Origin of the sequence: Halomonas sp. AOP22-C1-8 (assembly GCF_052378905.1) — a bacterium.
GTDB classification, from domain to species: Bacteria; Pseudomonadota; Gammaproteobacteria; order Pseudomonadales; family Halomonadaceae; genus Vreelandella; species Vreelandella citrativorans.
In genome coordinates this window covers 91175-117006 of the sequence record NZ_JBQSYD010000009.1, presented here as the reverse complement: position 1 = coordinate 117006, position 25832 = coordinate 91175, and the positions used below count along the sequence as shown (strand labels likewise).

26 protein-coding genes and 1 other RNA gene are annotated in these 25832 nt (G+C 56.2%); 11 read left to right on the top strand and 16 right to left on the bottom strand.

Annotation, left to right across the window (positions count from 1 at the left end):
• The first annotated feature begins 128 nt into the window (after positions 1–128).
• Entirely contained in the window at positions 129–1154 is a 1026-nt protein-coding gene (pyrB, locus tag ACT3TY_RS07160) for an aspartate carbamoyltransferase (RefSeq protein WP_444627774.1), read from the top strand.
• Between the two features lie 15 nt (positions 1155–1169).
• Here the strand turns inward: pyrB and ruvX are convergent, their stop codons facing one another.
• The 7 genes from ruvX to ACT3TY_RS07125 form a co-directional block, all read right to left on the bottom strand.
• Positions 1170–1625, bottom strand: a complete 456-nt coding sequence (ruvX, locus tag ACT3TY_RS07155; protein WP_087106910.1) for a Holliday junction resolvase RuvX — start codon at positions 1623–1625, stop codon at positions 1170–1172.
• A complete protein-coding gene (locus ACT3TY_RS07150; RefSeq protein ID WP_444627770.1) occupies positions 1625–2182 on the bottom strand; it encodes a YqgE/AlgH family protein in 558 nt (185 codons plus the stop codon). The genes ruvX and ACT3TY_RS07150 overlap by 1 nt, the downstream gene beginning before the upstream one ends.
• A 66-nt stretch (positions 2183–2248) precedes the next feature.
• Entirely contained in the window at positions 2249–3211 is a 963-nt protein-coding gene (gshB, locus tag ACT3TY_RS07145; protein WP_441678719.1) for a glutathione synthase, read from the bottom strand.
• A gap of 75 nt (positions 3212–3286) precedes the next feature.
• Entirely contained in the window at positions 3287–3979 is a 693-nt protein-coding gene (locus ACT3TY_RS07140; protein WP_444627768.1) for a CvfB family protein, read from the bottom strand.
• 204 nt (positions 3980–4183) lie between these two features.
• On the bottom strand, positions 4184–4939 hold the full coding sequence (locus tag ACT3TY_RS07135; RefSeq protein ID WP_444627767.1) for a 16S rRNA (uracil(1498)-N(3))-methyltransferase: 756 nt from the start codon (positions 4937–4939) through the stop codon (positions 4184–4186).
• Positions 4940–4941: 2 nt separating this feature from the next.
• Complete coding sequence (secB, locus tag ACT3TY_RS07130) at positions 4942–5454, bottom strand: protein-export chaperone SecB (RefSeq protein ID WP_172118917.1); 513 nt, start codon at positions 5452–5454, stop codon at positions 4942–4944.
• A 49-nt stretch (positions 5455–5503) separates the two neighbouring features.
• Positions 5504–5926, bottom strand: a complete 423-nt coding sequence (locus ACT3TY_RS07125) for a rhodanese-like domain-containing protein (protein WP_193053411.1) — start codon at positions 5924–5926, stop codon at positions 5504–5506.
• A gap of 285 nt (positions 5927–6211) precedes the next feature.
• Between ACT3TY_RS07125 and gpmI the strand changes: the two genes are divergently transcribed.
• The 3 genes from gpmI to ACT3TY_RS07110 all read left to right on the top strand — a co-directional run bounded on the left by gpmI (position 6212) and on the right by ACT3TY_RS07110 (position 10357).
• Positions 6212–7774, top strand: a complete 1563-nt coding sequence (gene gpmI / locus ACT3TY_RS07120; protein WP_444627766.1) for a 2,3-bisphosphoglycerate-independent phosphoglycerate mutase — start codon at positions 6212–6214, stop codon at positions 7772–7774.
• Positions 7775–7794: 20 nt separating this feature from the next.
• The gene (locus ACT3TY_RS07115) at positions 7795–8931 is read left to right on the top strand and encodes a murein hydrolase activator EnvC family protein (RefSeq protein ID WP_441678713.1); all 1137 of its coding nucleotides are present in this window, start codon (positions 7795–7797) and stop codon (positions 8929–8931) included.
• Positions 8932–9055: 124 nt separating this feature from the next.
• Positions 9056–10357: a S41 family peptidase gene (locus ACT3TY_RS07110; RefSeq protein ID WP_441678711.1), complete on the top strand. Its 1302-nt coding sequence runs from the start codon at positions 9056–9058 to the stop codon at positions 10355–10357.
• Here ACT3TY_RS07110 and ACT3TY_RS07105 read toward each other — a convergent pair.
• The 4 genes from ACT3TY_RS07105 to ACT3TY_RS07090 form a co-directional block, all read right to left on the bottom strand.
• Positions 10354–11607: a UbiH/UbiF/VisC/COQ6 family ubiquinone biosynthesis hydroxylase gene (locus ACT3TY_RS07105; RefSeq protein WP_444627764.1), complete on the bottom strand. Its 1254-nt coding sequence runs from the start codon at positions 11605–11607 to the stop codon at positions 10354–10356. The genes ACT3TY_RS07110 and ACT3TY_RS07105 overlap by 4 nt on opposite strands.
• Before the next feature lie 99 nt (positions 11608–11706).
• Positions 11707–12936 carry a 2-octaprenyl-6-methoxyphenyl hydroxylase gene (ubiH, locus tag ACT3TY_RS07100; protein ID WP_444627762.1) on the bottom strand — a complete coding sequence of 410 codons (1230 nt, stop codon included), beginning with the start codon at positions 12934–12936 and terminating at the stop codon, positions 11707–11709.
• 89 nt (positions 12937–13025) lie between these two features.
• The gene (gene pepP, locus ACT3TY_RS07095; RefSeq protein ID WP_444627761.1) at positions 13026–14363 is read right to left on the bottom strand and encodes a Xaa-Pro aminopeptidase; all 1338 of its coding nucleotides are present in this window, start codon (positions 14361–14363) and stop codon (positions 13026–13028) included.
• A gap of 15 nt (positions 14364–14378) precedes the next feature.
• Positions 14379–14957: a UPF0149 family protein gene (locus ACT3TY_RS07090; protein WP_444627760.1), complete on the bottom strand. Its 579-nt coding sequence runs from the start codon at positions 14955–14957 to the stop codon at positions 14379–14381.
• 161 nt (positions 14958–15118) lie between these two features.
• On the opposite strand from ACT3TY_RS07090, the gene ACT3TY_RS07085 reads away from it, so the two are divergent.
• From ACT3TY_RS07085 to ACT3TY_RS07075, 3 genes are all read left to right on the top strand, one after another.
• Positions 15119–15418 (top strand): cell division protein ZapA, encoded by a 300-nt coding sequence (locus tag ACT3TY_RS07085; RefSeq protein WP_172118924.1) that lies wholly within the window; start codon positions 15119–15121, stop codon positions 15416–15418.
• Between the two features lie 53 nt (positions 15419–15471).
• Positions 15472–15655: non-coding RNA, 6S RNA (ssrS, locus tag ACT3TY_RS07080), on the top strand.
• A 6-nt stretch (positions 15656–15661) separates the two neighbouring features.
• Complete coding sequence (locus ACT3TY_RS07075; protein ID WP_444627758.1) at positions 15662–16288, top strand: 5-formyltetrahydrofolate cyclo-ligase; 627 nt, start codon at positions 15662–15664, stop codon at positions 16286–16288.
• Between the two features lie 390 nt (positions 16289–16678).
• Here ACT3TY_RS07075 and ilvA read toward each other — a convergent pair whose 3' ends face one another.
• Positions 16679–18193, bottom strand: coding sequence for a threonine ammonia-lyase, biosynthetic (gene ilvA, locus ACT3TY_RS07070; protein WP_444627756.1), 1515 nt, complete (start codon positions 18191–18193; stop codon positions 16679–16681).
• Positions 18194–18374: 181 nt separating this feature from the next.
• Between ilvA and rpiA the strand changes: the two genes are divergently transcribed.
• Positions 18375–19046 carry a ribose-5-phosphate isomerase RpiA gene (rpiA, locus tag ACT3TY_RS07065; RefSeq protein WP_193057344.1) on the top strand — a complete coding sequence of 224 codons (672 nt, stop codon included), beginning with the start codon at positions 18375–18377 and terminating at the stop codon, positions 19044–19046.
• Between the two features lie 4 nt (positions 19047–19050).
• On the opposite strand, the gene waaA is transcribed toward rpiA, so the two are convergent.
• From waaA to ACT3TY_RS07050, 3 genes are read right to left on the bottom strand one after another with little or no spacing between them, the layout of a single operon-like run.
• Positions 19051–20346, bottom strand: coding sequence for a lipid IV(A) 3-deoxy-D-manno-octulosonic acid transferase (gene waaA / locus ACT3TY_RS07060; protein WP_444627754.1), 1296 nt, complete (start codon positions 20344–20346; stop codon positions 19051–19053).
• Positions 20346–21776 (bottom strand): bifunctional D-glycero-beta-D-manno-heptose-7-phosphate kinase/D-glycero-beta-D-manno-heptose 1-phosphate adenylyltransferase HldE, encoded by a 1431-nt coding sequence (gene hldE / locus ACT3TY_RS07055; RefSeq protein WP_193057342.1) that lies wholly within the window; start codon positions 21774–21776, stop codon positions 20346–20348. The genes waaA and hldE overlap by 1 nt, the downstream gene beginning before the upstream one ends.
• On the bottom strand, positions 21766–22863 hold the full coding sequence (locus tag ACT3TY_RS07050) for a glycosyltransferase family 9 protein (RefSeq protein WP_444627753.1): 1098 nt from the start codon (positions 22861–22863) through the stop codon (positions 21766–21768). Before ACT3TY_RS07050 ends, hldE begins: the two co-directional genes overlap by 11 nt.
• On the opposite strand from ACT3TY_RS07050, the gene ACT3TY_RS07045 reads away from it, so the two are divergent.
• The 3 genes from ACT3TY_RS07045 to ACT3TY_RS07035 all read left to right on the top strand — a co-directional run bounded on the left by ACT3TY_RS07045 (position 22862) and on the right by ACT3TY_RS07035 (position 24721).
• Positions 22862–23605: a 3-deoxy-D-manno-octulosonic acid kinase gene (locus tag ACT3TY_RS07045; RefSeq protein WP_444627752.1), complete on the top strand. Its 744-nt coding sequence runs from the start codon at positions 22862–22864 to the stop codon at positions 23603–23605. The two genes, ACT3TY_RS07050 and ACT3TY_RS07045, sit on opposite strands and share 2 nt — an antisense overlap.
• 107 nt (positions 23606–23712) lie before the next feature.
• Positions 23713–24360 (top strand): hypothetical protein, encoded by a 648-nt coding sequence (locus tag ACT3TY_RS07040; RefSeq protein WP_444627751.1) that lies wholly within the window; start codon positions 23713–23715, stop codon positions 24358–24360.
• Entirely contained in the window at positions 24344–24721 is a 378-nt protein-coding gene (locus ACT3TY_RS07035; RefSeq protein ID WP_444627750.1) for a glycosyltransferase family 9 protein, read from the top strand. Before ACT3TY_RS07040 ends, ACT3TY_RS07035 begins: the two co-directional genes overlap by 17 nt.
• Here the strand turns inward: ACT3TY_RS07035 and ACT3TY_RS07030 are convergent.
• On the bottom strand, positions 24694–25821 hold the full coding sequence (locus ACT3TY_RS07030) for a glycosyltransferase family 4 protein (protein ID WP_444627749.1): 1128 nt from the start codon (positions 25819–25821) through the stop codon (positions 24694–24696). The genes ACT3TY_RS07035 and ACT3TY_RS07030 overlap by 28 nt on opposite strands.
• Positions 25822–25832: the final 11 nt, after the last annotated feature.

Here is a 25832-nt window from a genome sequence, read left to right as displayed (position 1 = left end):
TTGAAAAACATCAGCAGCCTCTTTTATAAGGCCGTGAAAGCACTTCGGCGAACCACGTATTGGCGGTTACACTACACGCAATCACTTCATCTACCCACTTCGCCTTCTACTTCAACATGAGGTCCATGATGAGCCCCCATCTGCTATCCGTTGACTCCTTAAACCGCGACAGCGTTAACCACCTTCTTCGTGTTGCGGCCCAAATGGAGCCCATTGCCCAGCGTCGTCAGGTTACCCGTGTTCTTGAGGGAGCCGTTTTGGGCAACTTGTTCTTCGAAGCCAGCACGCGCACCCGGGTAAGTTTTCATACGGCGTTTTGTCGGTTGGGCGGCAGCGTATGTGATACCACAGGCTTTACGTTCTCATCCATGGCCAAAGGCGAGTCGCTTTACGATACCAGCCGGGTAATGAGTGGCTACTGCGATGCGATTGTCATGCGCCACCCGGATCAAGGCTCTGTTGCCGAGTTTGCGGCGGCGACGAATGTACCGGTGATTAACGGCGGCGACGGCCCTGGTGAACACCCAAGCCAAGCCCTGCTGGATATCTATACGATCGATAAGGAGTTTCAGCGATTAGGCAAATCGTTTGGCGGAGCACATATTCTGCTGACCGGCGATCTCAAGTATGGGCGTACGGTGCACTCTCTGATCAAGCTGCTTTCTTTATACGATCCGTTACGTATCACACTGGTATCGCCGCCCGGGCTTGAAATGCCTACTGCACTGATTGACCTGGTCACATCACGCGGGCACCAGGTAGAGGTACGTGATCATTTAGCCACTGACTTCAGTGATCTGGATGTTGTGTACACCACGCGAATTCAGAAAGAGCGCTTTACCGAAGAAATGAACGAGAACTTCCAGGGCATCTCGGATGATTTTATAGTCAACAAGGCGTTTCTGGATCAACGCTGCCGTGAATCGACCATTGTTATGCACCCGCTGCCCCGCGATAGCCGCCCCGGCGCGAATGATTTGAACGTGGATCTTAACGGCGACCCGCGCTTGGCGATCTTTCGTCAGACAGATAACGGCATCGCCATGCGGATGGCCATCTTTGCAACGCTGCTGCACGTCGATTCACTGATTGAGAAAGACCTTCACCCGGTGCGCTGGTTTGTACCCAGCCAGATCGGGACACTGGATCGCTAACGCTACTTATATACACTAGAGAGCAGAACGCCCATCGGGAAGACCTTCCTGATGGGCAAACCAGCCTTCCAGAATCAACACCGCCGCAATGCCATCGACGCTCTCTTCGCGGTAGTTGCCTCGGTGACCCGCTTCACGGGCAATCAGCTTGGCTTCGCGGGTAGAGCCACGTTCGTCTACCATTACGCAGGGTTTGCCATAGCGCCCATGTAAACGGTTGCCAAACTTGCGGGCACGCTTACTCATGTCCGACTCGCTGTCATCCATATTGAGCGGTAAGCCAACCACCAGAAGGTCCGGCTGCCACTCTTTCAGCAGTTGCTCTACTTTATTCCAGTCGGGGATGCCGTCACGTGCAGTAAGTGGGGAAAGCTCGCGGGCGCTTTTTAAAAGCTCATTGCCCACGGCTACCCCAATACGCCGCGTCCCATAATCAAAGGCAAGAATTAAGCGCTGGCCAACCTCTGCCATTACGCGTGCCCTGCATCACGAGTCATCAGGTATAGATCCACTCCTAACAATCCTGCGGCAGCCGTTAAGCGCTCAGCAGGTGGTGTGTTGAACAGTACTTCCGTCTGGCCCTCAACCGTCAGCCAGCTATTGTCCTTTAGCTCATCTTCAAGCTGACCGACTTCCCAGCCCGCGCAGCCCAGACAAATCAGAAAGTGCTCAGGACCTTCACCGTTAGCTAGCGCCTGAAGAATGTCCATAGAGGTCGTCAGCGCCACACCATCCTCTACCTGAACGCTGGAGTCCCACTCCTGGCTATCGCCAAGATGGAGGATAAAGCCGCGATCCTTGTGCGTAGGGCCACCGTAATAGACCGGAGCATTGCGGTGGGGGCTGTCTTCCCCCCCCAGCTCCAACTGATCAAACAGTGCATCCAGCGTCATATCCAACGGGCGGTTGGTGATAACCCCCATGCAGCCATTATGGTCATGATCACAGAGGTAGATCAGGCTGCCCACAAAGTCAGGATCATCCAGATGCGGCATCGCCATTAAAAAATGGTGTTTCAAACTTTGCATGCGTCTCCTACGATCTGCTGACATAGCCAGCAGACCTTTCTTATCATCAAGTGTGAATCAGGCGTATCAAGCAGCGCTCAAGCGACGTTCGATGGCATCCAACAACAGGCCCGCGATATTCGTGCCGCGCTGGTCATCAATTTCACGCACGCAGGTGGGGCTGGTAACGTTAATTTCAGTGATGTAGTCGCCAATCACGTCCAGCCCTACAAACATCAGGCCTTTTTCACGAATCATTGGCTGTACTTGCTCAATCAACCAGTAATCACGCTCAGTGAGATCACGTGCGACACCACGGCCACCGGCTGCCAGGTTGCCGCGCGTTTCACCTGCCGATGGGATGCGCGCCAGCCCAAAGGGTACCGGCTCACCGTCCACCAGCAGGATACGCGTGTCGCCGTCTTTAATGTCAGGCAGGTAGCGCTGAACCATAATCTGGCGCTGACCACGCAGCGTTAGCTGCTCAATGACCGCGCCAATATTGCGGCCATCAGGGCCGATATGGAAAATCCCGGTGCCGCCCATCCCGTCCAGCGGTTTGAAAATCACATCGCCGTGCTCGGCATGAAAGGCCCGCAGCACATCATCGCGGCTGGCCACCATGGTGGGCGTACAGCACTGAGGAAACTGCTGGGCAAACAACTTCTCATTACACTGTAAAAGTGCTGAGGTTGGATTAACAATGAGCACGCCTTCACGCTCAGCAAAACCCAAGAGGTGGACCGCATTGGTGAAGTCAGCATCCACCGGCGGGTCTTTACGCATTAACACCACATCAAGCTCAGCCAGTGGCCGGGCAGCCGCTTCACCCAGGTCGTACCAATGGTTAGGGTCGCGATGCACGGTTAGTGGTCGCATGCGTGCGTAGGCTTGCCCCGCCTGTAAGAAAAGATCTTCCTGCTCCATATAGTGCAGGATATAGCCGCGTTCCTGGGCCGCCCACAGCATGGCTATGGTGGTATCTTTCTTGTAAGCGATGTCGCTGATGGGGTCCATCACGACGCCGAGATGCAGATTTGATTGACTCATCGGGGCACAATCCATACGTAAACAATAGGTAGGCAGTATGCCGTACTGCCTGTCAAGCTCCAACCATTGGCGCCGTTACGGAGCAAGCGCGCCCGGCACCAGCCGTATCGCGTCAGGCTCCAAGGTAATCAGTTGCTGCTTATAAAGCCGCCCAATGGCTTGTTTAAACGCACTTTTGCTCACACCCAACCGCGCTTTAATCGCGTGGGCGTCACTTTTATCGCCCAGCGGTAGATAGCCGCCGCTTTCACGCAGTGCTTTGAGTATTTTATCGCCGACGACGTCTAGCCGCGCCGCGCCTGGCGGCAACAGAGAAATATCCAACCGGCCATCCTCACGGCGCTGCTTGACGTAGCCTTTTAGCGCCTGCCCGCGGCGCAGCGGCTGAGAAATATCATCCTGATAAATGAGCCCCCAATAGCGGTGATCAACCGCTACTTTCATACCGAGGTCGGTGCGGTCAGCGACCACGACGCTCACCTCATTCCCCTTTTCAAGCGCCCAGGCATCATCGGTTAAAAAGCGATCAAGGCGCATGGAGGCCACAGGCCGCCCCTGGTCATCTTCATACAGCATGACCAGCACCCGCTTGCCAGGATCCGGCCGGAAGATTTGCTCACTGTACGGCAAGAGAACGTCCTTGGGCTGTCCCCAACGCAAAAACGCGCCCGTGTTATTAACGGTCACAACAGTTAAATACGCCACTTCGCCTAACTGGGCAGAGGCGTCGCTTGTAGCGCGAGGAGGAGTCGTTGATTCACGGACCATGGGTGCCGTCCTTAAAAAGTGAGTCTATAGTATGGCGCCTGAGGATCACCGAGCAAAGCAGCTGGCCCGCTACATAGTGATGGCCGCTGCTTAACGCAGGCCAGGCTAATGGCTACTCATTCACACTTGTAAAGCCTATAGCGAAGGCTAACGCTAAACAGCAGGCCACTGAGGAAGGGGATCAATGAAGGTGTTAGTAGGCGCTTACAAATCACCAAAGTAGTGCTGTAGAAGGGTCAAGGCAACCACCGGGGCTGTTTCCGTACGCAGAACACGTGGCCCTAGCGTTAATGGCGTAAAGCCAGCTGCCTGAGCGGCTGCAATATCCGCCTCCGTTAAGCCACCTTCAGGGCCAATTAAAAGTGCGGCAGCCTCAGGGCGTTCCGGCTGATCAAACGCATTGCCCGTTGCCAAGTGCAGCATCAGGCGAAGCGGCTCCTGGCGGGCACTTAGCCACTCAACAAGGCTTAGCGGCGAGTGAACAACAGGCACGACCGCCCGGCCACTTTGTTCGCAAGCGCTTGCCGCAACAGCCTGCCAATGGGCCAGCTTTTTGGCTTCACGATCCCCCTTTAAACGTACATCACCACGCTCTGTATACAGTGGCGTGATAGCAGCGACACCTAATTCAACCGCCTTCTGGATCGCGTAATCCATCCGGTCGCCTTTGGAAATCGCCTGGCCAAGGTGCACAGCAAAGGGCGATTCCCCCTCACCGGCCCAAACGGCGTCGATAACCGCCGTCGTATGCTTACGCCCTACCTCGGCCAAGCGGACGCCCGCTTCATTGCCTTGGCCATCGAACAGCACCAAAGGCGCGCCCTCACCCATGCGTAGCACGCGGGTGACATGGCGCGCCGGGCCTTCCGGCAGCACTACCTCTTGGCCTACTGCAAAAACAGCCGGTACATGGAGGCGCGGCATTTTGCCATGCACGGCATACCAGTCGGCAGCCTGCATGCTTAGTGAGTACTCACTTCGGCCTGGTTTGCCTGTTGCGCTTCGCGCTGCTTACGCTGGGCGTACATGGCTTCAAAGTTCACCGGTGCCAACATCAGTGGCGGGAAGCCACCACGGTTGACCAGGTTATCGACACACTCACGCGCGTAAGGGAACAGCAGGTTGGGGCAGAACGCACCCAGTGTCTGCTCCAACTGAGCGCCTTCGATGCCCGAAATACGGAATAAACCCGCTTGTTCAACCTCTGCAAGAAACGAGGTAGTGCCGGTTTCTGAATCGTTGACCTGAGCGGTGACTTTCACAACCACTTCATACTGGTCGTCATCGATTTTAGTGCTGGTGGTATTAAGATCCAGATTCACCTTCGGCTTAAACGCCTGCTTGAAAACAGACGGTGAGTTAGGTGCTTCAAAGGAGATATCTTTCACGTAAATACGCTGCATAGAGAACTTCAGCTGCGGCTTGTCGCCGGACGCTGCTGCACCAGCCTGCGGGGTGTTGTTATCTTCCGCCATGGGGAAACTCCTCGTTGTTCATTGAATCAATAGTAAAAGGTGAGAACGCTTACTTCTTAACGACGGGAAGGCTATCGGCCTGCCACTGCGCCATGCCACCTTTCAATTTAGTCACACGCTCGAAACCGGCCTTGGCAAGCTTGGCTTGAACCGCGCCTGCACTTTGCCCATGCTTGCATACGACGATGATCGGCTGGTTTTTCACTTTATCCAGCTCGTTCATACGGTTATCAAGCTTGTTATGGGGAATGTTACGTGCGCCAGCAATATGCCCGGCTTTGAAGTCTTTGCTTTCACGAATGTCCAGCACAACCGCATCTTCTCGGTTGATGAGCTGGGTGGCCTGGGTTGAGGTCACCGCATTGGTTGAAGCACTACGCGTTTCATAAATAAGCCACGCTACTAGCACCAGCAAAAACGCCCCAACGAGCAGGGGGTGGTTCTGTACGAATTCGAACAACTGATCGATCATCGCGAACACAATCTCTTGGTCTATGCAGAAAAAAGCGGCAACGCCGCCGTCAAAACGCGATAAGTATACACGTCACAGGGCACCCCGCGCAGGCCTTGCTCATGACGCCCGGCGGTCGCCTACGTTATGATGCCCCAAGCGTGCATCAGTCGCGACCCTGATCACAAGGAGTTGTTTGAAAATAACGTGAGTTGACTCACCTTTTTAAACCTCTTTACTTTCAAACAGCGCTTTCGTTGCTGATTGCTTTACGCCGCTTGGATTACTCAACCGAACGAGGTTCTTATGGCTACGTCTACTCCGCGTCCCGTCGCACTGATCATTCTTGACGGTTATGGACACAACCCCGATAGCGCTAATAACGCGGTGGCATCGGCCAACACGCCCGTAATGGATGCGCTTTGGGCGAATCGTCCACACGCGTTTGTGCATACTGACGGCCACCACGTAGGCCTGCCCGATGGGCAAATGGGCAACTCAGAAGTGGGCCATATGAATCTGGGTGCCGGACGCATCGTTTATCAGGACTTCACACGGATCACCAAAGCCATTAAAGAGGGCGATCTGGACGTTAACGAAAACCTGACACAGCCGATTGATGATGCCGTGGCCAATGGCCGCGCCGTTCACCTGCTGGGCTTGCTCTCGCCTGGCGGCGTACATAGCCATGAAGATCATTTCATCGCGATGGCCGAACTGGCGGCTCGCCGCGGTGCGCAACGTATCTTTATTCATGCGTTCCTGGATGGCCGAGACATGCCGCCTCAAAGCGCGCTGGCTTCTATCGAACGCGCTAATGCCCGCCTGGCCGAGCTGGTAGGCGCTGAAAATGGTTTTGTGGCCTCCATTATTGGCCGCTTTTACGCCATGGACCGCGACAACCGCTGGGAGCGGGTAGAAAAAGCCTACCATCTGCTGACCGAAGGCCAGGCTGACATCTATGCCACCAGTGCCGAAACCGCGTTGCGCGACGCCTATGAGCGCGGCGAAACCGACGAATTTGTCCTGCCAAGCTGCGTATTGCTCAACGACAAGTGCGTTACCCTGCAAGACGGTGACGCCGCCCTGTTTCTTAACTTCCGCTCTGACCGCGCGCGCGAACTTACCCGTGCATTTGTAGAGCCTGGCTTCAGCGGCTTTTCGCGTAGGGCCTGCCCATCGCTGGCGGGCAAGGGCTTGGTCATGTTGACCCAGTACGCGGCGGACATTCCTGCACCGGCCGCGTTTCCGCCATTTGATCTCAACGATACCCTGGGCGAAGTCGTCGCCAAGCGCGGTTTAACGCAGCTGCGTATTGCCGAAACAGAGAAGTACCCCCACGTTACCTTTTTCTTCTCGGGTGGCAACGAAGCCGAGTATGAGGGCGAAGAGCGCATCCTGGTGCCCTCCCCTCGGAACGTGAAGACCTACGACGAAAAACCCGAGATGAGCGCTTACGAGATTACCGACAACCTCGTTGAGGCTATCGACAGCGGCCGCTTTGACTTCATCGTATGTAACTATGCCAACGGCGATATGGTGGGTCATACCGGCGACTTCAACGCGGCGGTAACAGCTATTGAAACGGTCGATATCTGCGTTGGCCGCGTTATTGACGCGATTGAGCGCGCTGGCGGTGCTTGCCTGGTAACCGCCGACCACGGTAATGCCGAGCAGATGGTGCATCCGGTCACAGGCGCCCCCCAAACGGCCCACACCACCTTTGTGGTACCGCTGGTTTACGTGGGTGAGCGAGCCGGCACGTTAAGCGATGGCCGCCTGTGCGACCTGGCCCCGACACTCTTGACCATGATGAATCAACCGGTTCCCGAGGCCATGACCGGGAACCCGCTGATTGATTTCACTTGATCATACCGTTGCGACGTCCTGTGCGAACCGCGTTAGTACTGGGTGCGCTACTGGTCATTGTGTACTCACCGGCGGGTTTGGCCCAGTCGGATGAGCAGGCAACACGCCAGCAGTTGGATGCGCTTGGCCAGGAAATTGAGTCGCTTACGCAGCGGCTCAGTACAACAGGAGAAGCACGGGACAGCGCCGAACGTGAACTACGCGAGGTTGAAACGGAGCTGGCCGACACTCACCAGCGGCTGGATGCCTTACAGGCCGAGCGGCGCCAGTTGGACGATGAAATGAACCAGTTGCGCCAGCATCGCGACCGCCTGGAGGACGAGCAAGCCAGCCAGTACGCCGCCCTTAGCCAACAACTCGCGGCGCTTTACCGGCTAGGGCCGACGCCACAGCTCAAGCTGCTGCTGAACCAGGGCGACCCGGCCGAGCTTGACCGTATGCAGGCTTACCTGAACCGCTTTACTCAAGCACGCAATGAACGTCTTGCCGATATTGCCCGGCTGGATACCGCGCTTGCCGATACGGAGCAGGCCCTTAACGAGCGCCAAACGCGCCTGGCCAGTGTCGCCACCGAGCTGGATGCGCAGCGGGTACGGCTTGCTGAGCGCTCCTCCGACCGGCGCAACGTCGTGGCCACGCTGGATGATCGCTATGGTAGCGAAGCTGATCGCCTGGCGGACCTTAACGATAACCGGGAGCAGGCCGAGCGTAAGCTGCGTGAAATTCAGGAGGAACTAGCGCGCCTGGATGCCCCCACGCCCAGCACTCAGATTACCCGTACTCAAGGGGATCTGCCGTGGCCCGTGCAAGGTGCCATCACCACAACATTTAATCGTCGTGATGGCGTTCACTATAACGGTATTGTCATCCAGGCAAGCGCCGGTACGCAGGTAAATGCCGTGCACACCGGGCGGGTGGTATTTGCCGACTGGATGCGCGGCTTCGGCAACCTGCTGATTATTGACCATGGCGACCAGATCATGACGCTCTATGCTCACTTACAGCAGTTTAGCGTACGTCCTGGCCAGCAGGTCAGCCGTGGCGACGAAATTGGCCGCGTAGGCGACAGTGGTGGACAATCAAGTAATGCGCTCTACTTTGAAGTACGTCAGAGTGGCAAACCAATTAACCCACAGCGTTGGATTGCGCGCCGCTGACGGGATAAGCTGAACCGTATTAGGTTCTGTCTGAAACGTTGCCGAACGCAGACACTTTTCAGACAGAACGGTAATGTCAACTTGGGGCAGCTTTAAACACTGCCTAACGCCTTGCGGAGTCTGCATGACGCTATTTGTTAACGAAGTACCGGCCTCTGCCAAGCGCCTTCTGGTGACTCTACTTCCTGTTGCGCTATTGTCGGCACCGCTACCGCTGTTTGCCCAGCCCGCCAACCAAGCGGCAGCTGATGAATTACCCCTTGAAGAGATCCAGACCTTTGCCGAGGTGTTTGAACGTATCAAGCGTGGCTACGTTGAAGAGGTCGATGACCGCACGCTACTGCGTAACGCCATGCGCGGTATGCTCAGCGAACTCGACCCTCACTCCGCCTATCTTGATGCGGAAGAGTATCAAAGTCTGCGCGAAACCACCCAAGGAGAGTTTGGCGGCATTGGTATAGAAGTTGGCATGGAAAACGGCCAACTCCTGGTGATCACCCCGATTGATGATACGCCCGCCTCACGGGCTGGTCTGCTTCCTCGGGATGTTATCGTTGCCATTGACGGTACGCCGACTGAAAGCATGTCGCTTCAAGAAGCCGTTACGCTAATGCGCGGCGAACCAGGCAGCCAGTTGCGCATGATGATTCTACGCACGGGAGAGGATACCCCGCGTGAGTTCAACCTTACCCGTGAGGCCATCCGCAGCGAAAGCGTTAAGCATGAGCTTCTTGAGCCCGGCTATGGCTACCTGCGAATTAGTCAGTTTCAGTCGCGTACGCCAGAACAGGCACGCCAGGCAATAGAGCGCATGACGCGCGAACAGCCACTGGAAGGGCTGATTCTTGACCTGCGCAATAATCCCGGCGGTGTGCTCCAGGCGGCGGCCGGTGTAGCAGACCTGTTTCTGGATAACGGCCTGATTGTGTATACCGAAGGCCGGCTTTCCGATACCGCCATGTCATTTTCAGCCTCACCCGCCACGCCCGCCAGTGATATTCCGCTGGTCGTGCTGATTAACAGCGGCAGCGCTTCGGCCGCAGAAATTGTGGCGGGTGCGCTTCAAGACCAACGCCGCGGCGTCATTATGGGCACAGACAGTTTCGGAAAGGGTTCCGTTCAGCAGGTCATGCCGCTGGGTAATGGTGAAGGTTTGAAACTCACCACCGCGCTTTACTACACGCCAAACGGACGCTCCATTCAGGCGCAGGGCATCGCGCCCGATGTAGAAGTAGTGCGGGGCCGTCTGGAAGTCGCCGAAAGCCGCCCGGAGCTTCGCGAGGCGGACCTTGGCGGCCACCTGGATGCACAGCAGCCCGCCACCCAGACACGTTCATCCGCGACCGCGCGGCTACGCGATGACTACCAAATGAGCGAAGCGCTCAATCTTCTCAAAGCGCTTAATGTGGTCGACCGCCGCCGTTAGCGGCAGCTATGCGGCAGGCGCCCCCGCTCTCCGGTGGCCTGCCGCATTACGCTACGTTTAACAGGACTTAACTGATTCATACCGCTCATGCCGAGATTACGGGCCAGTGTAAAGAGCGGCATTTGGGTACCAAACAGCTCCCTGAACCCTTTCATCAGCCCTAACATGGCACTGTTATCCAAGCGCCGCCTGCGCTCATAGCGTTTCAATGTTGTTAACTCACCCCACGGGGCACCGCGCTTCCAGGCGCTAACCACTTCTTCAGCCAATACCGCGGCATCCATCAAACCAAGGTTAACGCCCTGCCCTGCCAGCGGATGAATGCTGTGCGCCGCGTCGCCGATCAGCGCGAAGTGCGGCAATACATACTGCCTTGCATGACGCTGTACCAGCGGGAAGCGATAAACACGATCACACACCTCCACCTCGCCCAAGCGATAACCAAACGCCTCGCCCAGCGCTTTCCCTAACTCATCAGGCGTAAAATGGCTGAGCGCCAACGCGTGCTCGGGCGTGGTCGACCAAACAATCGAGCAATAGCATGCATCGTCCTCTAGCGTGATCGGCAAGAAGGCCAGCGGGCCGCCCTGCGTAAACGCTTGCCGCGCGGTGCTGCCGTGAACATAAGCACACTTGACGGTTGTGACCACAGCCTCCTGACCCATATCGTCGCTGGTGATCTCTATGTCGGCCAGCTCACGCAGGGTCGAACGCGCACCATCTGCCGCTACCAGCAGCGGTGCATGCAGCTTGCGCGCATCGTCCAACACCAGCCAACGACCTGTCGATGAGGTTTGCAGTGCCTGGACATGGGCACCAAAAAAATGCGCCACCCTGGGGTGGTCCAACACAGCATCATTTAGCGCCGCTTGAGTAATCGCATTTTCTACAATATGCCCAAGTACGGGCACTCCGGCTTCATCGGCCGAAAATTTGATTTCACCACTGCCGTCCGCATCCCAAACCTGCATATAGCGGTACGGCGTTACTCGGCATTCAGCCATGGCGGGCCACACGCCCAGATGAGTTAACAGGCGCTGAGATACTGGTGTTAATGCACTGACTCGTGGCGCGGGAAGTGTCTTGTTAACGGCCTCCCAGCGCTGGGGTTCATGGCGCGCTTCCACCAGTGCCACACGCATACCGGCTTGTGCCAGCAAGGCTGTTAGCGCCGTCCCCACCATGCCTGCGCCCACGACAATAACGTCAAAATTTTCTGTCCCCGCAGTGTCTGTCGCGTGCGTATCCATAACGCTCCTATCCGAGCCCAGCTCTTAGAGCTCTGTTCCTGTTGAGCCAAATAGCTGGCTAAGCGTTTGGCATCTTTAACATTAAACAGCGAGGCATGCCTAACGCTCCAGCCCCATCGCGCGGCGCGCCAGGCTGCGTCGCAGCGGCCCTACAAGGTTAAGGCCGATGAGCCCGGCTGCCCGAGCGTGAGGCAGAAATGGTAACGAGTGTCCGAACAAGCGCACCAACCCGTCGCTAAAGCGAATGACATTGCGGCGATCACGCGCACGCTTCTGCTCAAAGGCCTGCAGCGTCGTCATATCACCCAGTGGCTGCCCGGCCTGTTCGCCCTGCTCAAGCGCTTCAACCAGGTCCATAATACCGCGTAACGCCAGGTTAAAGCCTTGACCGGCAACAGGGTGCAGCGCATGAGCCGCATTCCCCAGGACCGCCAGCCCCGGACGAACCGGCTCTTCTGCCGTTATCAACGAAAGCGGGTAGCTGTAGCGTTTTCCTACGCGAGTGAAACGCCCCACCCGATCACCAAAGGCGCTCTGCAGCTGGGCAAGAAACTCACGGTCCGGGAGCGCCATTCGAGCATGTTCCTGACCGCTGGGGTGTGTCCATATCAGCTCCATTGCCTGGCCTGGCAAAGGCAACAAGGCAACCGGTCCTTCCTGGGTGAAGCGCTCATAGGCAATGCCCTTGTGTGGTTGGCTGATGCCCACATGGGTAATGAGTGCTGTCTGCTCATAGGAATTATGGCGACTGTTGATACCCAACTGCTCTTTAAGCCCCGAACGCCCTCCATCGGCCAGCACGGTTAAGGCGGCGCGCAGCTCGCTGCCGTCAGAAAGGCGCAGATAGTGCCCGCCACCTTCTGGGGCAAGCTTTTCTACCTTGGCCGGGCAGTACCAATCGACCGGCAGCGTTTTAAGATGGTGGTGAAGGACACGGCCCATCCAGGCATTGGGGATAACATGACCTAGCGCATCGACGCCTAATTCCTGAGCACTGAGCCGCGTCGCTCCCAAGCGGCCACGCTCACTGATATGAATATACCGAATAGGCGTTGCTTCGCCCTGCATCGCATCCCAAATGCCCAACTGTTGAAAACGCTGTGCTGAGCCTTCAGCAATGGCGCTTGCACGCGCATCAAAGCTCGGCTGCCAACTCTCTTCAAGCGGCGCTTCATTCATCGGCGTCGCTTCGATAATGGCGACTTTCCAGCCATAGCGCTTGATAAGCGGGGCCAGTGCACAGCCCAGGCTGGCGCCCACTAATCCGCCCCCCACAATCACGATATCGTGTGTGGTCGTCTTTACTGGCGTATCCGTCGACGACGGCATTAGCATCTCCTGTCACCTGGCGCACCGCCATATCGTAATGGCGTAACGTAAGTTACATAATAAATATTCAGACAATCAATGTACGCTTATTATTTAACCATTAGCGCTTCAATGTCAGCCATGCCTTTAGGTACTCCCGCCGTCAGGTTTTCATACCCTTCGTTGGTCACTACGACGTTATCCTCAATCCTGATACCGATTCCACGATACGCAGGTGGAACATCCTCTGCGTCGGGAATGTAGAGTCCTGGCTCAATGGTTAACACCATACCCGCGACTAAAGGTCGTGGCGTTTTTTCATCCAGCCGGTAGCTACCAACATCGTGGACATCCAGCCCCAACCAGTGGGACGTAGAGTGCAGGTAAAAACGCCGGTAGCTTTCGTCATCAATTCGGGCTTGAACATCGCCTTCAAGTAACCCCAACGCAATCAACCCAGCCGTTAAATCCTTAACGACGTTCTGGTGAACATCAACGAGCGTCGCCCCGGGTTTTATAGCGGCGACTGCGCGCTCCTGGGCGCTCAGTACGACTTGATAAAGGGCCCGCTGAGCCTCGGTAAACCGGCCATTTACCGGAAAGGTACGGGTGATATCTCCGGCATAAAGCCCAAACTCGGCCCCGGCATCAATTAACACCAGGCTATCGTTGGTTAGCGCTGCACGATTCTCGATATAGTGTAATACGCATGCGTTCGCACCGCCGCCCACAATCGTACTGTAAGCAGGCCCGCTGCCGCCCTGCCAGACAAACTCATGTTCAAGCTCGGCCTGCAGCTGATACTCGTAAAGCCCTGGGCGCGATGCCTGCATGGCACGTACATGGGCCTTCGCTGAAATCGCTGCGGCATGGCGCAGCAGGGCAATCTCGGCCTCGCTTTTTATTAGCCGCATCGCATGAATCAGCGCGCTGACATCCAGCCAGCCTTTGAGTGGGGCCCGCCCACGGCGCAGCCCCACCTGGGCGAAGGAGAAAGCCTCTTCGGCAATACCCAGCGCATCGGGATTATCCAGGGGCACGTAAAGCAGTTCGCGGCCCTTCAGCAGCGCTGGCAGCTGTGCCTCGCGGTCAGCATTTTCAAACGCCTGGTCGATGCCATGCTCCGCTTCAACGCCCCGGGCGCCCAAACGGCGGCCTGTCCAGGCCTCCATCGTTGGGTCGCGGTCCTGGCAAAACACAATGCTCTGTCCGGCGTCATGACCGGGAAGCAGCACCAGCAGCGCATCAGGCTCAGTGATTCCGGTCAGATAGTAAAAATCACTGTTTTGACGAAACGTGTACTCACTGTCGTGTGAACGGGTAACCAGCGAAGCACCAGGCAGCACGACAGCGGCGTTTGCGGGCAACTGCGCGATCAAGGCGTCACGGCGAGCGCGATACTCTTCGTTGCCAATCGCAGGCGGCCGGGGAAGTAACTCAGGCAACATACAAACTCCGAAGAATTAGTGAACGGGCGCGTCGGCTTGCTCAACCTGGGGCTTGCCCGGGTGCTGCTCGGTATACAACAGCATGGCTGCCATCCGCACGTGCTCTGTCAGGGCAAACAGGTCATTCTCATTTTCAGGGCTGTCGTCAATATCTGTTTCGATGTGGCCAATGCCTGCCAAATCGTCAATCGCCTCACTCAGCGTTTGTGACCAGCGCTCGCGAAGCTCGCCATCCACCACTTCCTCGACGACTTCCATAAAACCCAGCGTCCACTCTTTTAGCCCCTGGGCTTGCTCGCCCAGCGAGAACAGCTCATCGGGGAGTAGCGGCGCATAGTTCAGGTCGCTGGCGCTGAGCGCCTCCAGCGTTTGGCGCCGCCAACCCAGCAGGCGTTCTGCACTGGGCTGGTCACGCGGTTGCTCAACGCCCAGGCTTATGCAGACCTCTTCAAGCCATGCCTCGGCACTTACATCGCTCAGCGCTAAAAGGGCGCTTAAACGTCCGTCTAAAAAGGCCGGTGACTGCATACTTCCATGCAGCAAAAAAACATCGGCTACGTCAGAAAAGTCCTGGCGCTCATCAATCAATGACATAGTAATAACTCGCTGTGTAATAATGATTCATACGTTAATGCGCCTTGGACACTTGCGCGTTGACCCCGTACAAGCGCCTCTCTTATAGTGAGCGACGACTGTTTTCCTATGCCATGATGTTAACGCATTGGGCCCCTCGCTGGCCCGCGCTGGAGCTTTAAATGAGTAACGCCAAGCGGCCAACGAAAGAAATTACCCTGCTCGGGCGCAGCTATGTCATTGCCTGCGATACCGGGGAAGAAGCCAAGCTTGATCGCGCCGCTCGCTACCTGGATCGCGCCATGAACGGTATCCAAGCGCAAAGCGGCACCCTGGGCAGTGAGCGTGTCACGTTGATCGCGGCGCTTAATATCACTCATGAACTGCTTGAAGCGCTGGATGAGCACCGGGCAAGCGAAGCCAACTTGAACAAGCTAAATGACCGTCTTGAGCGGGCGCTGGAAAAAACCCGCCAGCCTTAGGCAACCTTTCACTCAATACTTTGGCATGGCCGCTGGCTCTGTTAGAATAGCGGGGTTCTCTGGGGTGTACGCCAGTCGTTATAGTCCCTCGAGCCTATGCGCAGTACCCAGGGGGCCAATTGCTAGCCAGACCCGTGTGCATGTCCGTGCGTCGGAAAGCCTGACGGTTTGGCTGCGGCCACCCACTCTGAACCAGTAGGTTCAGGGCCAGAATGACAGCGGCACTCTGGGGAACTCTTATTTATGGAAAGCCTGCATCATCCTGAGGCCAAGCGCACCCTGCGCCTTGCGTTACGCCGACAACGCCTCGCCCTTTCAAAACATGAGCAGCGCCAAGCCGCTCTACGCCTTTGCCAACAGCTCAAACGGTTGCCTGAAATTCAGCGCGCCAAGCGCATCAGCCTCTATTTACCAGTTAACGGTGAAATCGACCCTACGCTTTTACTACCCTGGCTCCGCCAGCGTAATGTCGACGTTTATCTCCCGGTTCTGCGCCCACTAAGCGATAACTCACTGTGGTTCGTTAACTACCACGCGACGACGCCCATGGTAAAAAACCGCTTTGGGATTCTTGAACCGGATACCCGGTTTGGCGCTCACCGCCACAATCGGTTGCCCGCTTGGGCGCTGGATACGCTCATTGTGCCGCTGGTAGGGTTTGATGACGAGGCGAACCGCATGGGAATGGGGGGCGGCTTCTACGACCGCAGTCTTGCGTTTATGCGTAGGCAAGGCCCGGCGCCTGCCTTAATTGGCGTTGCCCACGCCTGTCAGCGTGTCGAATCGCTCCCAGTTGAACCCTGGGATGTGCCGCTAACCGCCGTGGTTAGCGACGAGAGTATCGTGCGTGCTGGCAAAAAAAAGAGCTGACTCTCGTAAAGTCAGCTCACACTACCTTTTGGCAAATGGCTGCGATGCCTTAAACGTTACGTTTAACTTCCCGATAACGCCTGTGCATAGCCAGTGGCGAGTACGCCTAACAAGAACACTACTGTTAATGCCATTACCATATCAGGCTTTTTCCGCCGCATGCCGATTCTCCAACACCTTTCGCCAATGCATTAATGCATCACCCACCTGCGTTTTAGAAAGGGCGACGCACCACATAAATATCGTTGACGACTATAGGGCCATAAGGGCATCAATGACAACGACAAAACAGGCTGTTTTTTTGCTTATTTAGACGTTTTGATAACTCATGAGCCCTTATTGGCCCTGAATTTTGCAGTTAGCGAGCACTTACCCACCTGGCAAAACACCCTAGGCCATGAACAGCTGGTAAGCCGGGTTGTCGCTTTCACGCCAGTAACGATAGCCAATCGCATCCAGATAATCTGCCACATGAGTTTGATCACTGACGGGAACCTGCATACCCACCAGAACGCGACCATAAGCCGCACCGTGATTACGATAATGGAACAGTGAAATATTCCAATCATGGGGCAGTTGGGTCAGGAAATTCATCAGTGCCCCCGGGCGTTCAGGGAACTCGAAGCGGTACACTTCTTCTTCAAAGCGCTCGCTGGGTCGACCACCGCTTAGATGGCGAATATGCAGCTTGGCCAGTTCGTTATCGGTTAAATCTTCTACCTGGTAACCGCCATCGCGCAGCTTGTCGATCACGGCCTGGCGATCTTCGCCGCCCGGCTTTACTTGAACCCCTACAAAAATATGCGCGTCGCTTTCATCCGCATAGCGGTAGCTGAATTCGGTGACCATGCGCTTACCCAGCGTCCGGCAAAACTTTTTAAAGCTGCCGGGTTTTTCATCAATGGTCACCGCTAAAATAGCTTCACGCTGCTCGCCAAGCGAGGTGCGCTCAGCAATATGCTGCAGTCGATCAAAGTTGGTATTAGCGCCGGAGTTAATACATAACAGCGTTTCTCCCTCGGCGCCGGTTTGCTGTACATATTTTTTCAAGCCGGCAAGCGACAGCGCACCGGAGGTTTCGGCAACCGCACGGGTATCTTCAAAGATGTCCTTGACGGCGGCACACATCTCATCGGTATTCACCGTAATGACATCATCAACCAGGTCCTTCACCAGCAAGAACGGTGCCTCGCCAATTTGAGCAACCGCGACACCTTCGGCAAATACACCGACCTGGTCGAGCACGACGCGCTCGCCCGCCGCCAAAGCGGCTTTTAGACAGGCGCTGTCTTCCGCCTCTACACCGATAATCTTGATATCAGGACGCAAGTACTTCACGTACGCCGCCACGCCTGCAATCAATCCGCCGCCGCCGACAGGCACAAAAATAGCGTCCAGACGCCCGCTGTGCTGGCGCAGAATCTCGACACCTATCGTGCCCTGGCCTGCAATCACATCAATGTCATCAAATGGCGGAATATAGGTGTAGCCGTGCTCTTTGATCAACTCGTGAGCATGCTCGGCAGCAGCGGCAAACGCATCGCCTTTCAGCACGACTTTTGCCCCTCGAGCACGTACCGCCTGCACCTTGATTTCCGGCGTAATACGCGGCATCACAATCACCGCTTTCACGCCCATCAGCTTTGCCGCCATGGCAAGACCTTGTGCATGATTACCCGCAGACGCCGCAATGACGCCTTTTTCCTTTTGCGCCTCGGTGAGCTGAGCCATTTTGTTATAGGCGCCACGAATCTTGAACGAGAACACCGGCTGTAGGTCCTCACGCTTAATCAAAATCTGGTTGTTAAAGCGACGCGACAAAAAGGGAGCGGGGGAGATCGGGGTCTCGCAAGCGGCTTCGTAAACGTTGGCCTGGAGAATCTTTTTGACGGTAGCTTCAAGCATGCAGGTATCCAATGGAAAATCGTGAGTGAGAGTACGCGTTACGGTGAGGGGTTAAAACACTAACAAAGCCTGTATTGGTAGCAGATTACGCCTACTGACGTCTACTGTGTTTCCATCGGCAGCCAGCGCTTTGGTCGGTATACTAACGCAATAACCCTCCTCCTCTGACCTGGAAAAACACATGACTCAAGATGCACTCAAAGCCGCCGTCGCAGATGCGGCAATTAAAGAGATTGAATCAGGATTGGAAAAGGACACCGTACTGGGCATTGGCACTGGCTCAACGGCTAATTTGTTCATTGATCGATTAGGGCCGTTTCGCGACCGTTTTAAAGGCGCGGTGGCAAGCTCAGAAGCCAGTGCCAAGCGTTTGGAAGGCCTGGGCATTGAAGTGTTTGAACTCAACAGCGTAGGCACCGTCCCCTTCTACATCGACGGCGCCGACGAAGTAAATGCTCACTTACACATGATTAAAGGAGGCGGCGCCGCACTTACTCGTGAGAAAATCGTGGCGGCCTGTGCCGAGCGTTTTATCTGCATCGCCGATGGTTCAAAGTACGTGGCAACGTTGGGCGATTTCCCTTTGCCGGTGGAAGTCATTCCCATGGCACGCTCTTACGTGGCCCGTGAGCTGGTAAAGCTGGGTGTCGACCCGGTCTACCGTCAGGGCGTCGTCACGGATAACGGCAATCATATTATCGACTGTTTTGATTTTATGATTGAAGACCCGGTTGCCATGGAAGCGCGCATTAACGCCATTGTCGGCGTTGTGACCAATGGCTTGTTTGCCGCGCGCGGGGCCGATGTATTGCTGCTGGGTAAAGCAGATGGTGTTGAGCGTATCGTGCGTTAAGGGCTTATCGTTCAGCGCTTGAGAGCGCTTCAAGGCCCTCCAGGGTGCGTGCAAGCGCACCCTGCTGCGCTTTGATAGCGGATTGGCCAGCCTGGCCTTCTTGAAGACAGCGCTTGGGGTCGACGAAGCGGCACTGCAAGGCATCGACCAGCGCATCGACATCCGCCACCAGAGTAAGTGCGCCAGCCGTTTCCAGCGGCTCGACCACATCAGCAAAGTTTTCGATAAAAGGACCGCTGAGCACGGGTTTGCCCAGCGCGGCGGGCTCGAGCACGTTGTGCCCGCCTAGCGGCACCAGGCTGCCGCCAACAAATGCCACCTGGCCTGCACCATAGAGAACAGCCAGCTCACCCAGCGTATCGCCTAGATACACTTGGGTAGCCGGGGTAACAGGCTCGCCCTGGCTGCGCCGACTTGTCTCCCATTTCTTTGCCTCACACAGTGCTGCGACCTCATCAAAGCGTTGAGGGTGGCGCGGTACAAGCACCAGCAGGGCGTCAGGAAATTGATGTAGCAATTGCCGGTGTGCTTCCAGCAGTAGCGCTTCTTCGCCATCACGGGTAGAACCGGCGACCCAGACAGGTCGCCCCTCCCACTCTAAAAGTAAGCGCTCACTTTCAACCAAACCCATTGGTGGCAGACCTGCTTCAAACTTTAACGACCCTACCACAGCCGTTTTATCGGGCGCAGCGCCTAGCGCTTCAAACCGCTTGGCATCGTCAGCAGACTTGGCTGCCAGCCAATCGACATTGGCCAGTGTGCGGGCCATTAGCGGGGCAATTTTCTGATAGCGCTTGAACGCTCGAGGCGAGAGCCGTCCATTGACCACCGCAACCGGCGTGCCATGTTGCTGACAAGCGTGAAGCAGATTAGGCCAAAGCTCGGTTTCAAACATGATGGCAAGCTCAGGCGCTACGCGGTGCACAAACCGTTTGGCCGCACCGGGAAAATCCAGGGGTAGAAAGCAGTGCGCGAGTCGGGGGCGGTGATCAAGCTGCTGTTCAATCAATGCCTGCGCCTGCTGTGCGCCCGTAGCGGTCATGGTGGTTAACAGCAGGCTATGGCGAGGGTAGCGAACGAGCAGGCCCTCTATCAGCGGGCGGGCGGCACGGACCTCACCTACCGAGGCACAGTGCAACCAAATACGCGGCGGCGTAGGCAGCTTGCCAAGGCGCCTGCCCAGCCGCTGCCAACGTGAGTAAGTAGGTACTTGCTCACGCCAGATGCACCAGCCAATCAGTGGTGAAAGCGCATAGAGCGCCGCAGAATAGCCAAGACGCGGCCAGTTAATTCGCCCCATTATCCCTCGCGGTCCAAAATGGAGCTAATCATCGCCGAGGTGGATACGCCGTCCTCAAACCCGAGCACTTTAACGTCTCCTCCATTGGCTCGAACGGCGTCTCCACCGGCAATATCGTCTGGGTGGTAGTCACCGCCTTTTACCAGGATATCAGGCAGAACGGTTTCAATCAGCGCTTGCGGCGTATCGTTACTAAACGGCACAACCCAATCGACCGCGCCCAGGCCAGCCAGCACCTGCATGCGTCGATTAAGCGGATTGATCGGCCGCTTGGGCCCTTTAAGACGGCCAATGGAGGCATCGTCATTTACCGCCACAATCAGGCGATCACCGAGGCGTTTTGCCTGCTCCAGATAGGCCACATGCCCTGCATGCAGAATATCAAAGCAGCCATTGGTCATGACAACCCGTTCACCGCGTAGCTGTGCCGCACGCACAGCCTCAACGAGAGGCGCCGGCTCGATAACCCCAAACTCGGCGAGCCTATCGCCGTGTAACGCCGTATAAAGCTCAGCTATTGAGAGTGTCGCGGTACCTGGCTTGGCAACCACCAGACCCGCCCCCAGATTCGCCAGCATCATGGCTTCGGGCAAGGCATGGCCCGCGGCTAACGCGAGGCCCATTAAGCCAATGACCGTGTCACCAGCCCCGGTGACATCAAACACTTCCTGAGCGCGCGTAGGTAAATGAATAGGCGGCTGGCCTTCGCAGATCAACGTCATGCCTTTTTCGCTGCGGGTGACCAGCAGGGCTTCCAGCTCAAGCTCGGCGCGCAGCGCTTCGCCCCGCTTGGCAAGCTCAGCATCGCTTGCGCAGTGGCCTACCACGGCTTCAAATTCTGCAAGGTTAGGCGTGATCAAGCTCGCGCCGCGATACTTACTGAAGTCTTGCCCTTTGGGATCAATCAGAACGCGCTTGCCATGCGCACGCGCTTGGGCAATCAACCGCTCCACCTGGTTGAGCGTGCCTTTACCGTAGTCAGAAAGGATCACAACATCGCAGTCCGGCAACGCCTGTTCCACCTGGGCCAATAAATCGCCGATGTCGATGTTATCCAGGCGTTGTTCAAAATCCAGCCGCAGCAGCTGCTGGTTACGACTCATCACACGCAGCTTGGTAATCGTGGGCACGTCGGGGCTGCGCTGAAAGTGAGTATTTACATTGGCTGTATGCAGCCGAGTTTCCAATAACACCGCGTTGTCGTCATCCCCGACAACGCCTGCCAGGGCTGCATGGCCGCCTAAAGAGGCCACATTCAGCGCCACGTTGGCCGCGCCACCGGGGCGGTCGTCGGCCTCTTCAACACGCACGACCGGTACCGGGGCTTCAGGAGAAATGCGCGACGTGCCACCGTGCCAGTAGCGGTCGAGCATGACATCGCCGACGATCAGTATGTGGGCATGTTCTAACGCGGTTAAATCAACTTTCATGAGTAGATCCTGCAACTGTGTCTGACGCTGTATGCGCGAGGAGCGTATCCAGCTGGGCAATAACGGTCTCGGTTTTAATGAGCTGCATCGCATCCTGATGGCGCACCCGCTGCCCCCAGGCGACCTCGCCCACCGGCTTATGTAGGTAGGCATGCACGGCATCCGGATACGCATTGACGGCGAAATCACGCCAGCAATAGGGCGCCGCCCGCTGCGGATTCGTGGTGGCGTACAGCCCCAGAGTCGGCGTTCCCATCGCATTGGCCATGTGGACGGGGCCGGTATCCGGCGCGATCACCGCACGCGCCTGGCCAATCAGAGCCAACACGCCTTTCAATGACGTGCCACCTATCGCATTAATCACGCTACCCGGCTGGCACAAGGCTTCAATCTGCTCGCCTATTTCGCGCTCAAGCGTACTGCTTCCCCCGGTCAGCACACTTTTTAGACCATGGTGTCGCCAAGCGTGTTCGATAACGCTGGCGTAACCTTCCACCGACCAATTGCGAAAATTGCGCAAGCGGGCATTACTGCATGGGTTGATGACAAGATAAGGCGATTCTCCACTGATAACCCGCGCCTCTTCATAGGCCATCGCGGGTACCGGCATGTTCCACTCCAGGTGGTCGTCCTTCACACCCAGAAGGCGAGCAAAATCCATAAAGGATTCCAGCACATGCGCCTTGGGATGCGGCGCCAGCTGATGCTGGGTAAACCAGTGCTGGGCATCCTTAGCGCGAGCCTTGTCATACCCTACGCGTACATTGGCTTTTAGGCCCAGAGAGAGCACGCTGGCGCGAATCGCCTGCTGCATATGCAGCAGTACATCAAAGCGTGTATCGGCAAGCTCGCGCCACAAGCGGCGCATTCCGGCAAGGCCGGTCGACTTGTCGTACACGACAAACTCGACCCCGGAAAGCCCCGCCAGTAGACTGTGCTCCCCCTTGCCGATAATCCAGGTAATGCGCGCTCGTGGCCACTGGCGCTGCAATGCGCGTACCGTCGGCACGAGATTGCACACATCTCCCAAGGCGGAGAGGCGCAAAATGGCAATGTGGTTGGGTTCAGCAGGCAACGAGGGCTTCATGCGCTTAACGGCACTCCGGCAAAAAAATAGTCTGATGTTACATGATGCAGACAGTTTAAGTGACGCACCGGGATCACACCAACTATCACATCCTATCGGGCCGGCCCTGTTCACGGCCAACTACTGGCGCCAGCAAGGCCTGGTGGTGGGTGAAGCACCCGGCCGGGGCAGCAGCCTTTTTCTACAGGCAACGCCGACCCAGCAGTGGGTGCTGCGCCCCTATCGGCGCGGCGGCATGGTCGCCAGGTTAAGTGAAAAGCGCTATCTATGGACAGGTGCCGAGCATACCCGCGCCTTTCGAGAACTGCGCTTAACCGCCACGCTGTTTGAACAGGGCCTGCCCGTTCCAACCCCGGTTGCCTGCTGCATCACCCGCTATGGCATCACTTATGAAGCGGCGCTATTAACGGTAAGAGTCCCCGGCGCTCAGGCGTTAGCCTCGCTACTTACTGAAAACAGCGCCGATAATGCGCTGCTTGCAAGGGTAGGCGCTATGATCAAACGCTTTCATGATGCAGGGCTTGATCATGTCGACCTTAACGCACGCAATATACTGGTCGATCCGGCAGGAGAACCGTGGTTGATTGATCTGGACCGCTGTCGCCTACGCCCACCAGGCAAATGGCAAGCTGCTAATCTGGCGCGCCTTTCCCGCTCAGTGGTGAAGTTTAACGCGCCTCACGCCATAACCCCTATCCGGCAAGGCTATGCTGAAAGGGCAATCACCGGCAGGGAAAGCTAAATATATCCGCCAAGCCTAATGACCTAAAGCATCTTCCTTACTAACGCCTTATTCTTATAAAATACTGATCATCGAATTATAATGAGCGCACGTAAGGAAAATAATCGATGCCAAGATGGAACAAAGTGCTTGGGCGCAGACTGCTTGAGCGCTGGTACGACTATACCCCCGACAGCTGGCAACCCGACACAGTCCGCAAGGCGGTCATTCTCTGCCCAAAATCGGTTGGCGACGGAATGGCTATTTACCCCATCATCAGGGCCTTACAGGCACGCCATGTTGATTGGCTTTGTGTCGTAGCATCGCATAGAAATGCCCCGGTCTTCGAAACACTGAAAAGCGAGGGTGCTGAAGTTCAAATTGTACCCAGAGACAGGGACTATAAAGCAGTCAAAACGCTTGCGAGGAACCTTCGAGCGCGCCATGGAAGTATTGATCTTTGCGTAGATGCAACGGGACACGCCACCTCTCCCGGCATCTATTTTGTGGGCAAACTGAAAGCCCGTATGAACCTCACTTATAGCGCTTACAACATGCAGGCATTCGCTGACTTTGATCAGCCAATCACGTATGACACATCGCTACCCACTCGCTGGTCCAAGCTGATTGAGAAAGTCGGGTTAGGTAGTGTCGAAGGGCGCTTTGAGCTGCCGATCCCTGCCAATATCGATCAGGAAGTCCATCAGTGGGCGAGCGAGCTTGGCCCCTATGTACTGTTTAATCTTGATGGCGGCGCTTATGGATACTGTTCATAGAACTACAGGGTTACCGCTGGTTATTCCCTATGCCCCCAGTGGTGAACAAAAAGCCGTGCAGTTAGCCAAACAGTTTCCATTTGTTCACACGTTTTCTGGCCCGTGCTCACTGTTGGTGTCAGCCGCTCTCGTCAAATATGCCGCCGTCGTTTTCTCACCCGACACCTCTATTGTGCATATCGCCAGCGCCTATAATCGCCCCACGGTGGGCGTGTATACGGTTATCGACAGCGCATGGCAACCCCAGGCAACACTCCATGAAATTATCCATTCAACGGATCATGTTGAGCAGGGGCTGACACCCGAGCGGCTGGCTGACGCATTCAAGCGGGTCTACCCTTCATCTGCCGAGATTTTGTAATACTCAATCAAGCGCTTTACATGCCGCTGGTTACTAAAATGCTGTTCAACGCGCGCGCGAGCTGCCTTACCCATAGCATGACGCGTTGTTTCATCACGCACCATGGCCTCCATCGCCGTGGCCCATGCGCTAATATCGTGCGGGCCCACGAGCACGCCAGAGGCTTCATCGACCAGTTCGGGTAGCGACCCCGTGTTGGAGCCAATAATCGGCAATGCGCACGCCATCGACTCAATAATGGTCAAGCCAAACGCTTCATTTTCCGAGGGGATACATACCAAATCCAGCGCAGGCAAGATTTCGGGCAGGTCACTGCGGTGGCCTAGAAAGCTGATTCTTTTCTCAAGCGGCGTGCCCGCAATCATCGCTTGTAGCTCGCTATAGAAACGTTCTTCCCCCCCGGACGCGTCGTCAGTACCGCCTATCGACACAGCATAAAAGGGCAACGCAGGATCAAGTTCCAGCAGTGCTTTAACCCAGACATCCTGGCCTTTACCAGGCGTCACGCGCCCAGGCAATCCGATAATAACGGCCTCTTCAGGCAGTCCTAACTCTGCACGTTTGGTGCGAATAAAACGCTCATCATTGCAAGGGCGATACGTATTGATATCGACACCGTGAGGCAAGCAGACAACCCTTTCGCTGGGCAACGGGAGATTGCGAATATTACGAAGGTGAGTCGCCTGGCTAATCGACAGGACGCGCTCTACATTGGCATAAGCGAAGCGGTGGTAGAGGCTTTTTTTGGGACGCTGCCCGCCCATGTGGTCGGTGTAGAACACTCGAATACTCGGCATAACCAGTTTTAAAAGTGCGGTTAAACGCAGGTCACTCGACTTATGGCAGTGGATAACGCGAACGTTCTCTTCAATCAACCATCGGCGGATGCGTAATACGTGCTTTAGCGCTTGAGTACTGCTTTTGAATGCCAAGTAAGGTATCTGATGACGCTGCATATAAGTATTAATCCGCGTGCCCTCAAGGCAGATGCCGATGACGTCAATCTGGGCCGCTTTTAAATCCTCGGTTATACGGTCAACATAAAACTCCATCCCGCCGTTACCCTTCGACAGACAAAGTTGCACCACCTTATTTACCATCGCATCCCTCA

Coding starts and splice junctions, on each gene's coding strand:
- ilvA (WP_444627756.1), bottom strand. CDS start 18,193: ATGCTTGAAGCTACCGTCAAAAAGATTCTCCAGGCCAACGTTTACGAA.
- ACT3TY_RS07105 (WP_444627764.1), bottom strand. CDS start 11,607: ATGGATACGCACGCGACAGACACTGCGGGGACAGAAAATTTTGACGTT.
- ACT3TY_RS07075 (WP_444627758.1), top strand. CDS start 15,662: ATGGAAAGCCTGCATCATCCTGAGGCCAAGCGCACCCTGCGCCTTGCG.
- ACT3TY_RS07050 (WP_444627753.1), bottom strand. CDS start 22,863: ATGAAGCCCTCGTTGCCTGCTGAACCCAACCACATTGCCATTTTGCGC.
- ACT3TY_RS07045 (WP_444627752.1), top strand. CDS start 22,862: ATGCGCTTAACGGCACTCCGGCAAAAAAATAGTCTGATGTTACATGAT.
- ACT3TY_RS07125 (WP_193053411.1), bottom strand. CDS start 5,926: ATGATCGATCAGTTGTTCGAATTCGTACAGAACCACCCCCTGCTCGTT.
- hldE (WP_193057342.1), bottom strand. CDS start 21,776: ATGAAAGTTGATTTAACCGCGTTAGAACATGCCCACATACTGATCGTC.
- ACT3TY_RS07035 (WP_444627750.1), top strand. CDS start 24,344: ATGGATACTGTTCATAGAACTACAGGGTTACCGCTGGTTATTCCCTAT.
- ACT3TY_RS07150 (WP_444627770.1), bottom strand. CDS start 2,182: ATGCAAAGTTTGAAACACCATTTTTTAATGGCGATGCCGCATCTGGAT.
- ACT3TY_RS07040 (WP_444627751.1), top strand. CDS start 23,713: ATGCCAAGATGGAACAAAGTGCTTGGGCGCAGACTGCTTGAGCGCTGG.
- gpmI (WP_444627766.1), top strand. CDS start 6,212: ATGGCTACGTCTACTCCGCGTCCCGTCGCACTGATCATTCTTGACGGT.
- ACT3TY_RS07030 (WP_444627749.1), bottom strand. CDS start 25,821: ATGGTAAATAAGGTGGTGCAACTTTGTCTGTCGAAGGGTAACGGCGGG.
- ACT3TY_RS07135 (WP_444627767.1), bottom strand. CDS start 4,939: ATGCAGGCTGCCGACTGGTATGCCGTGCATGGCAAAATGCCGCGCCTC.
- pyrB (WP_444627774.1), top strand. CDS start 129: ATGAGCCCCCATCTGCTATCCGTTGACTCCTTAAACCGCGACAGCGTT.
- ACT3TY_RS07110 (WP_441678711.1), top strand. CDS start 9,056: ATGACGCTATTTGTTAACGAAGTACCGGCCTCTGCCAAGCGCCTTCTG.
- ruvX (WP_087106910.1), bottom strand. CDS start 1,625: ATGGCAGAGGTTGGCCAGCGCTTAATTCTTGCCTTTGATTATGGGACG.
- ACT3TY_RS07140 (WP_444627768.1), bottom strand. CDS start 3,979: ATGGTCCGTGAATCAACGACTCCTCCTCGCGCTACAAGCGACGCCTCT.
- ubiH (WP_444627762.1), bottom strand. CDS start 12,936: ATGCCGTCGTCGACGGATACGCCAGTAAAGACGACCACACACGATATC.
- pepP (WP_444627761.1), bottom strand. CDS start 14,363: ATGTTGCCTGAGTTACTTCCCCGGCCGCCTGCGATTGGCAACGAAGAG.
- ACT3TY_RS07085 (WP_172118924.1), top strand. CDS start 15,119: ATGAGTAACGCCAAGCGGCCAACGAAAGAAATTACCCTGCTCGGGCGC.
- rpiA (WP_193057344.1), top strand. CDS start 18,375: ATGACTCAAGATGCACTCAAAGCCGCCGTCGCAGATGCGGCAATTAAA.
- waaA (WP_444627754.1), bottom strand. CDS start 20,346: ATGGGGCGAATTAACTGGCCGCGTCTTGGCTATTCTGCGGCGCTCTAT.
- secB (WP_172118917.1), bottom strand. CDS start 5,454: ATGGCGGAAGATAACAACACCCCGCAGGCTGGTGCAGCAGCGTCCGGC.
- ACT3TY_RS07090 (WP_444627760.1), bottom strand. CDS start 14,957: ATGTCATTGATTGATGAGCGCCAGGACTTTTCTGACGTAGCCGATGTT.
- gshB (WP_441678719.1), bottom strand. CDS start 3,211: ATGAGTCAATCAAATCTGCATCTCGGCGTCGTGATGGACCCCATCAGC.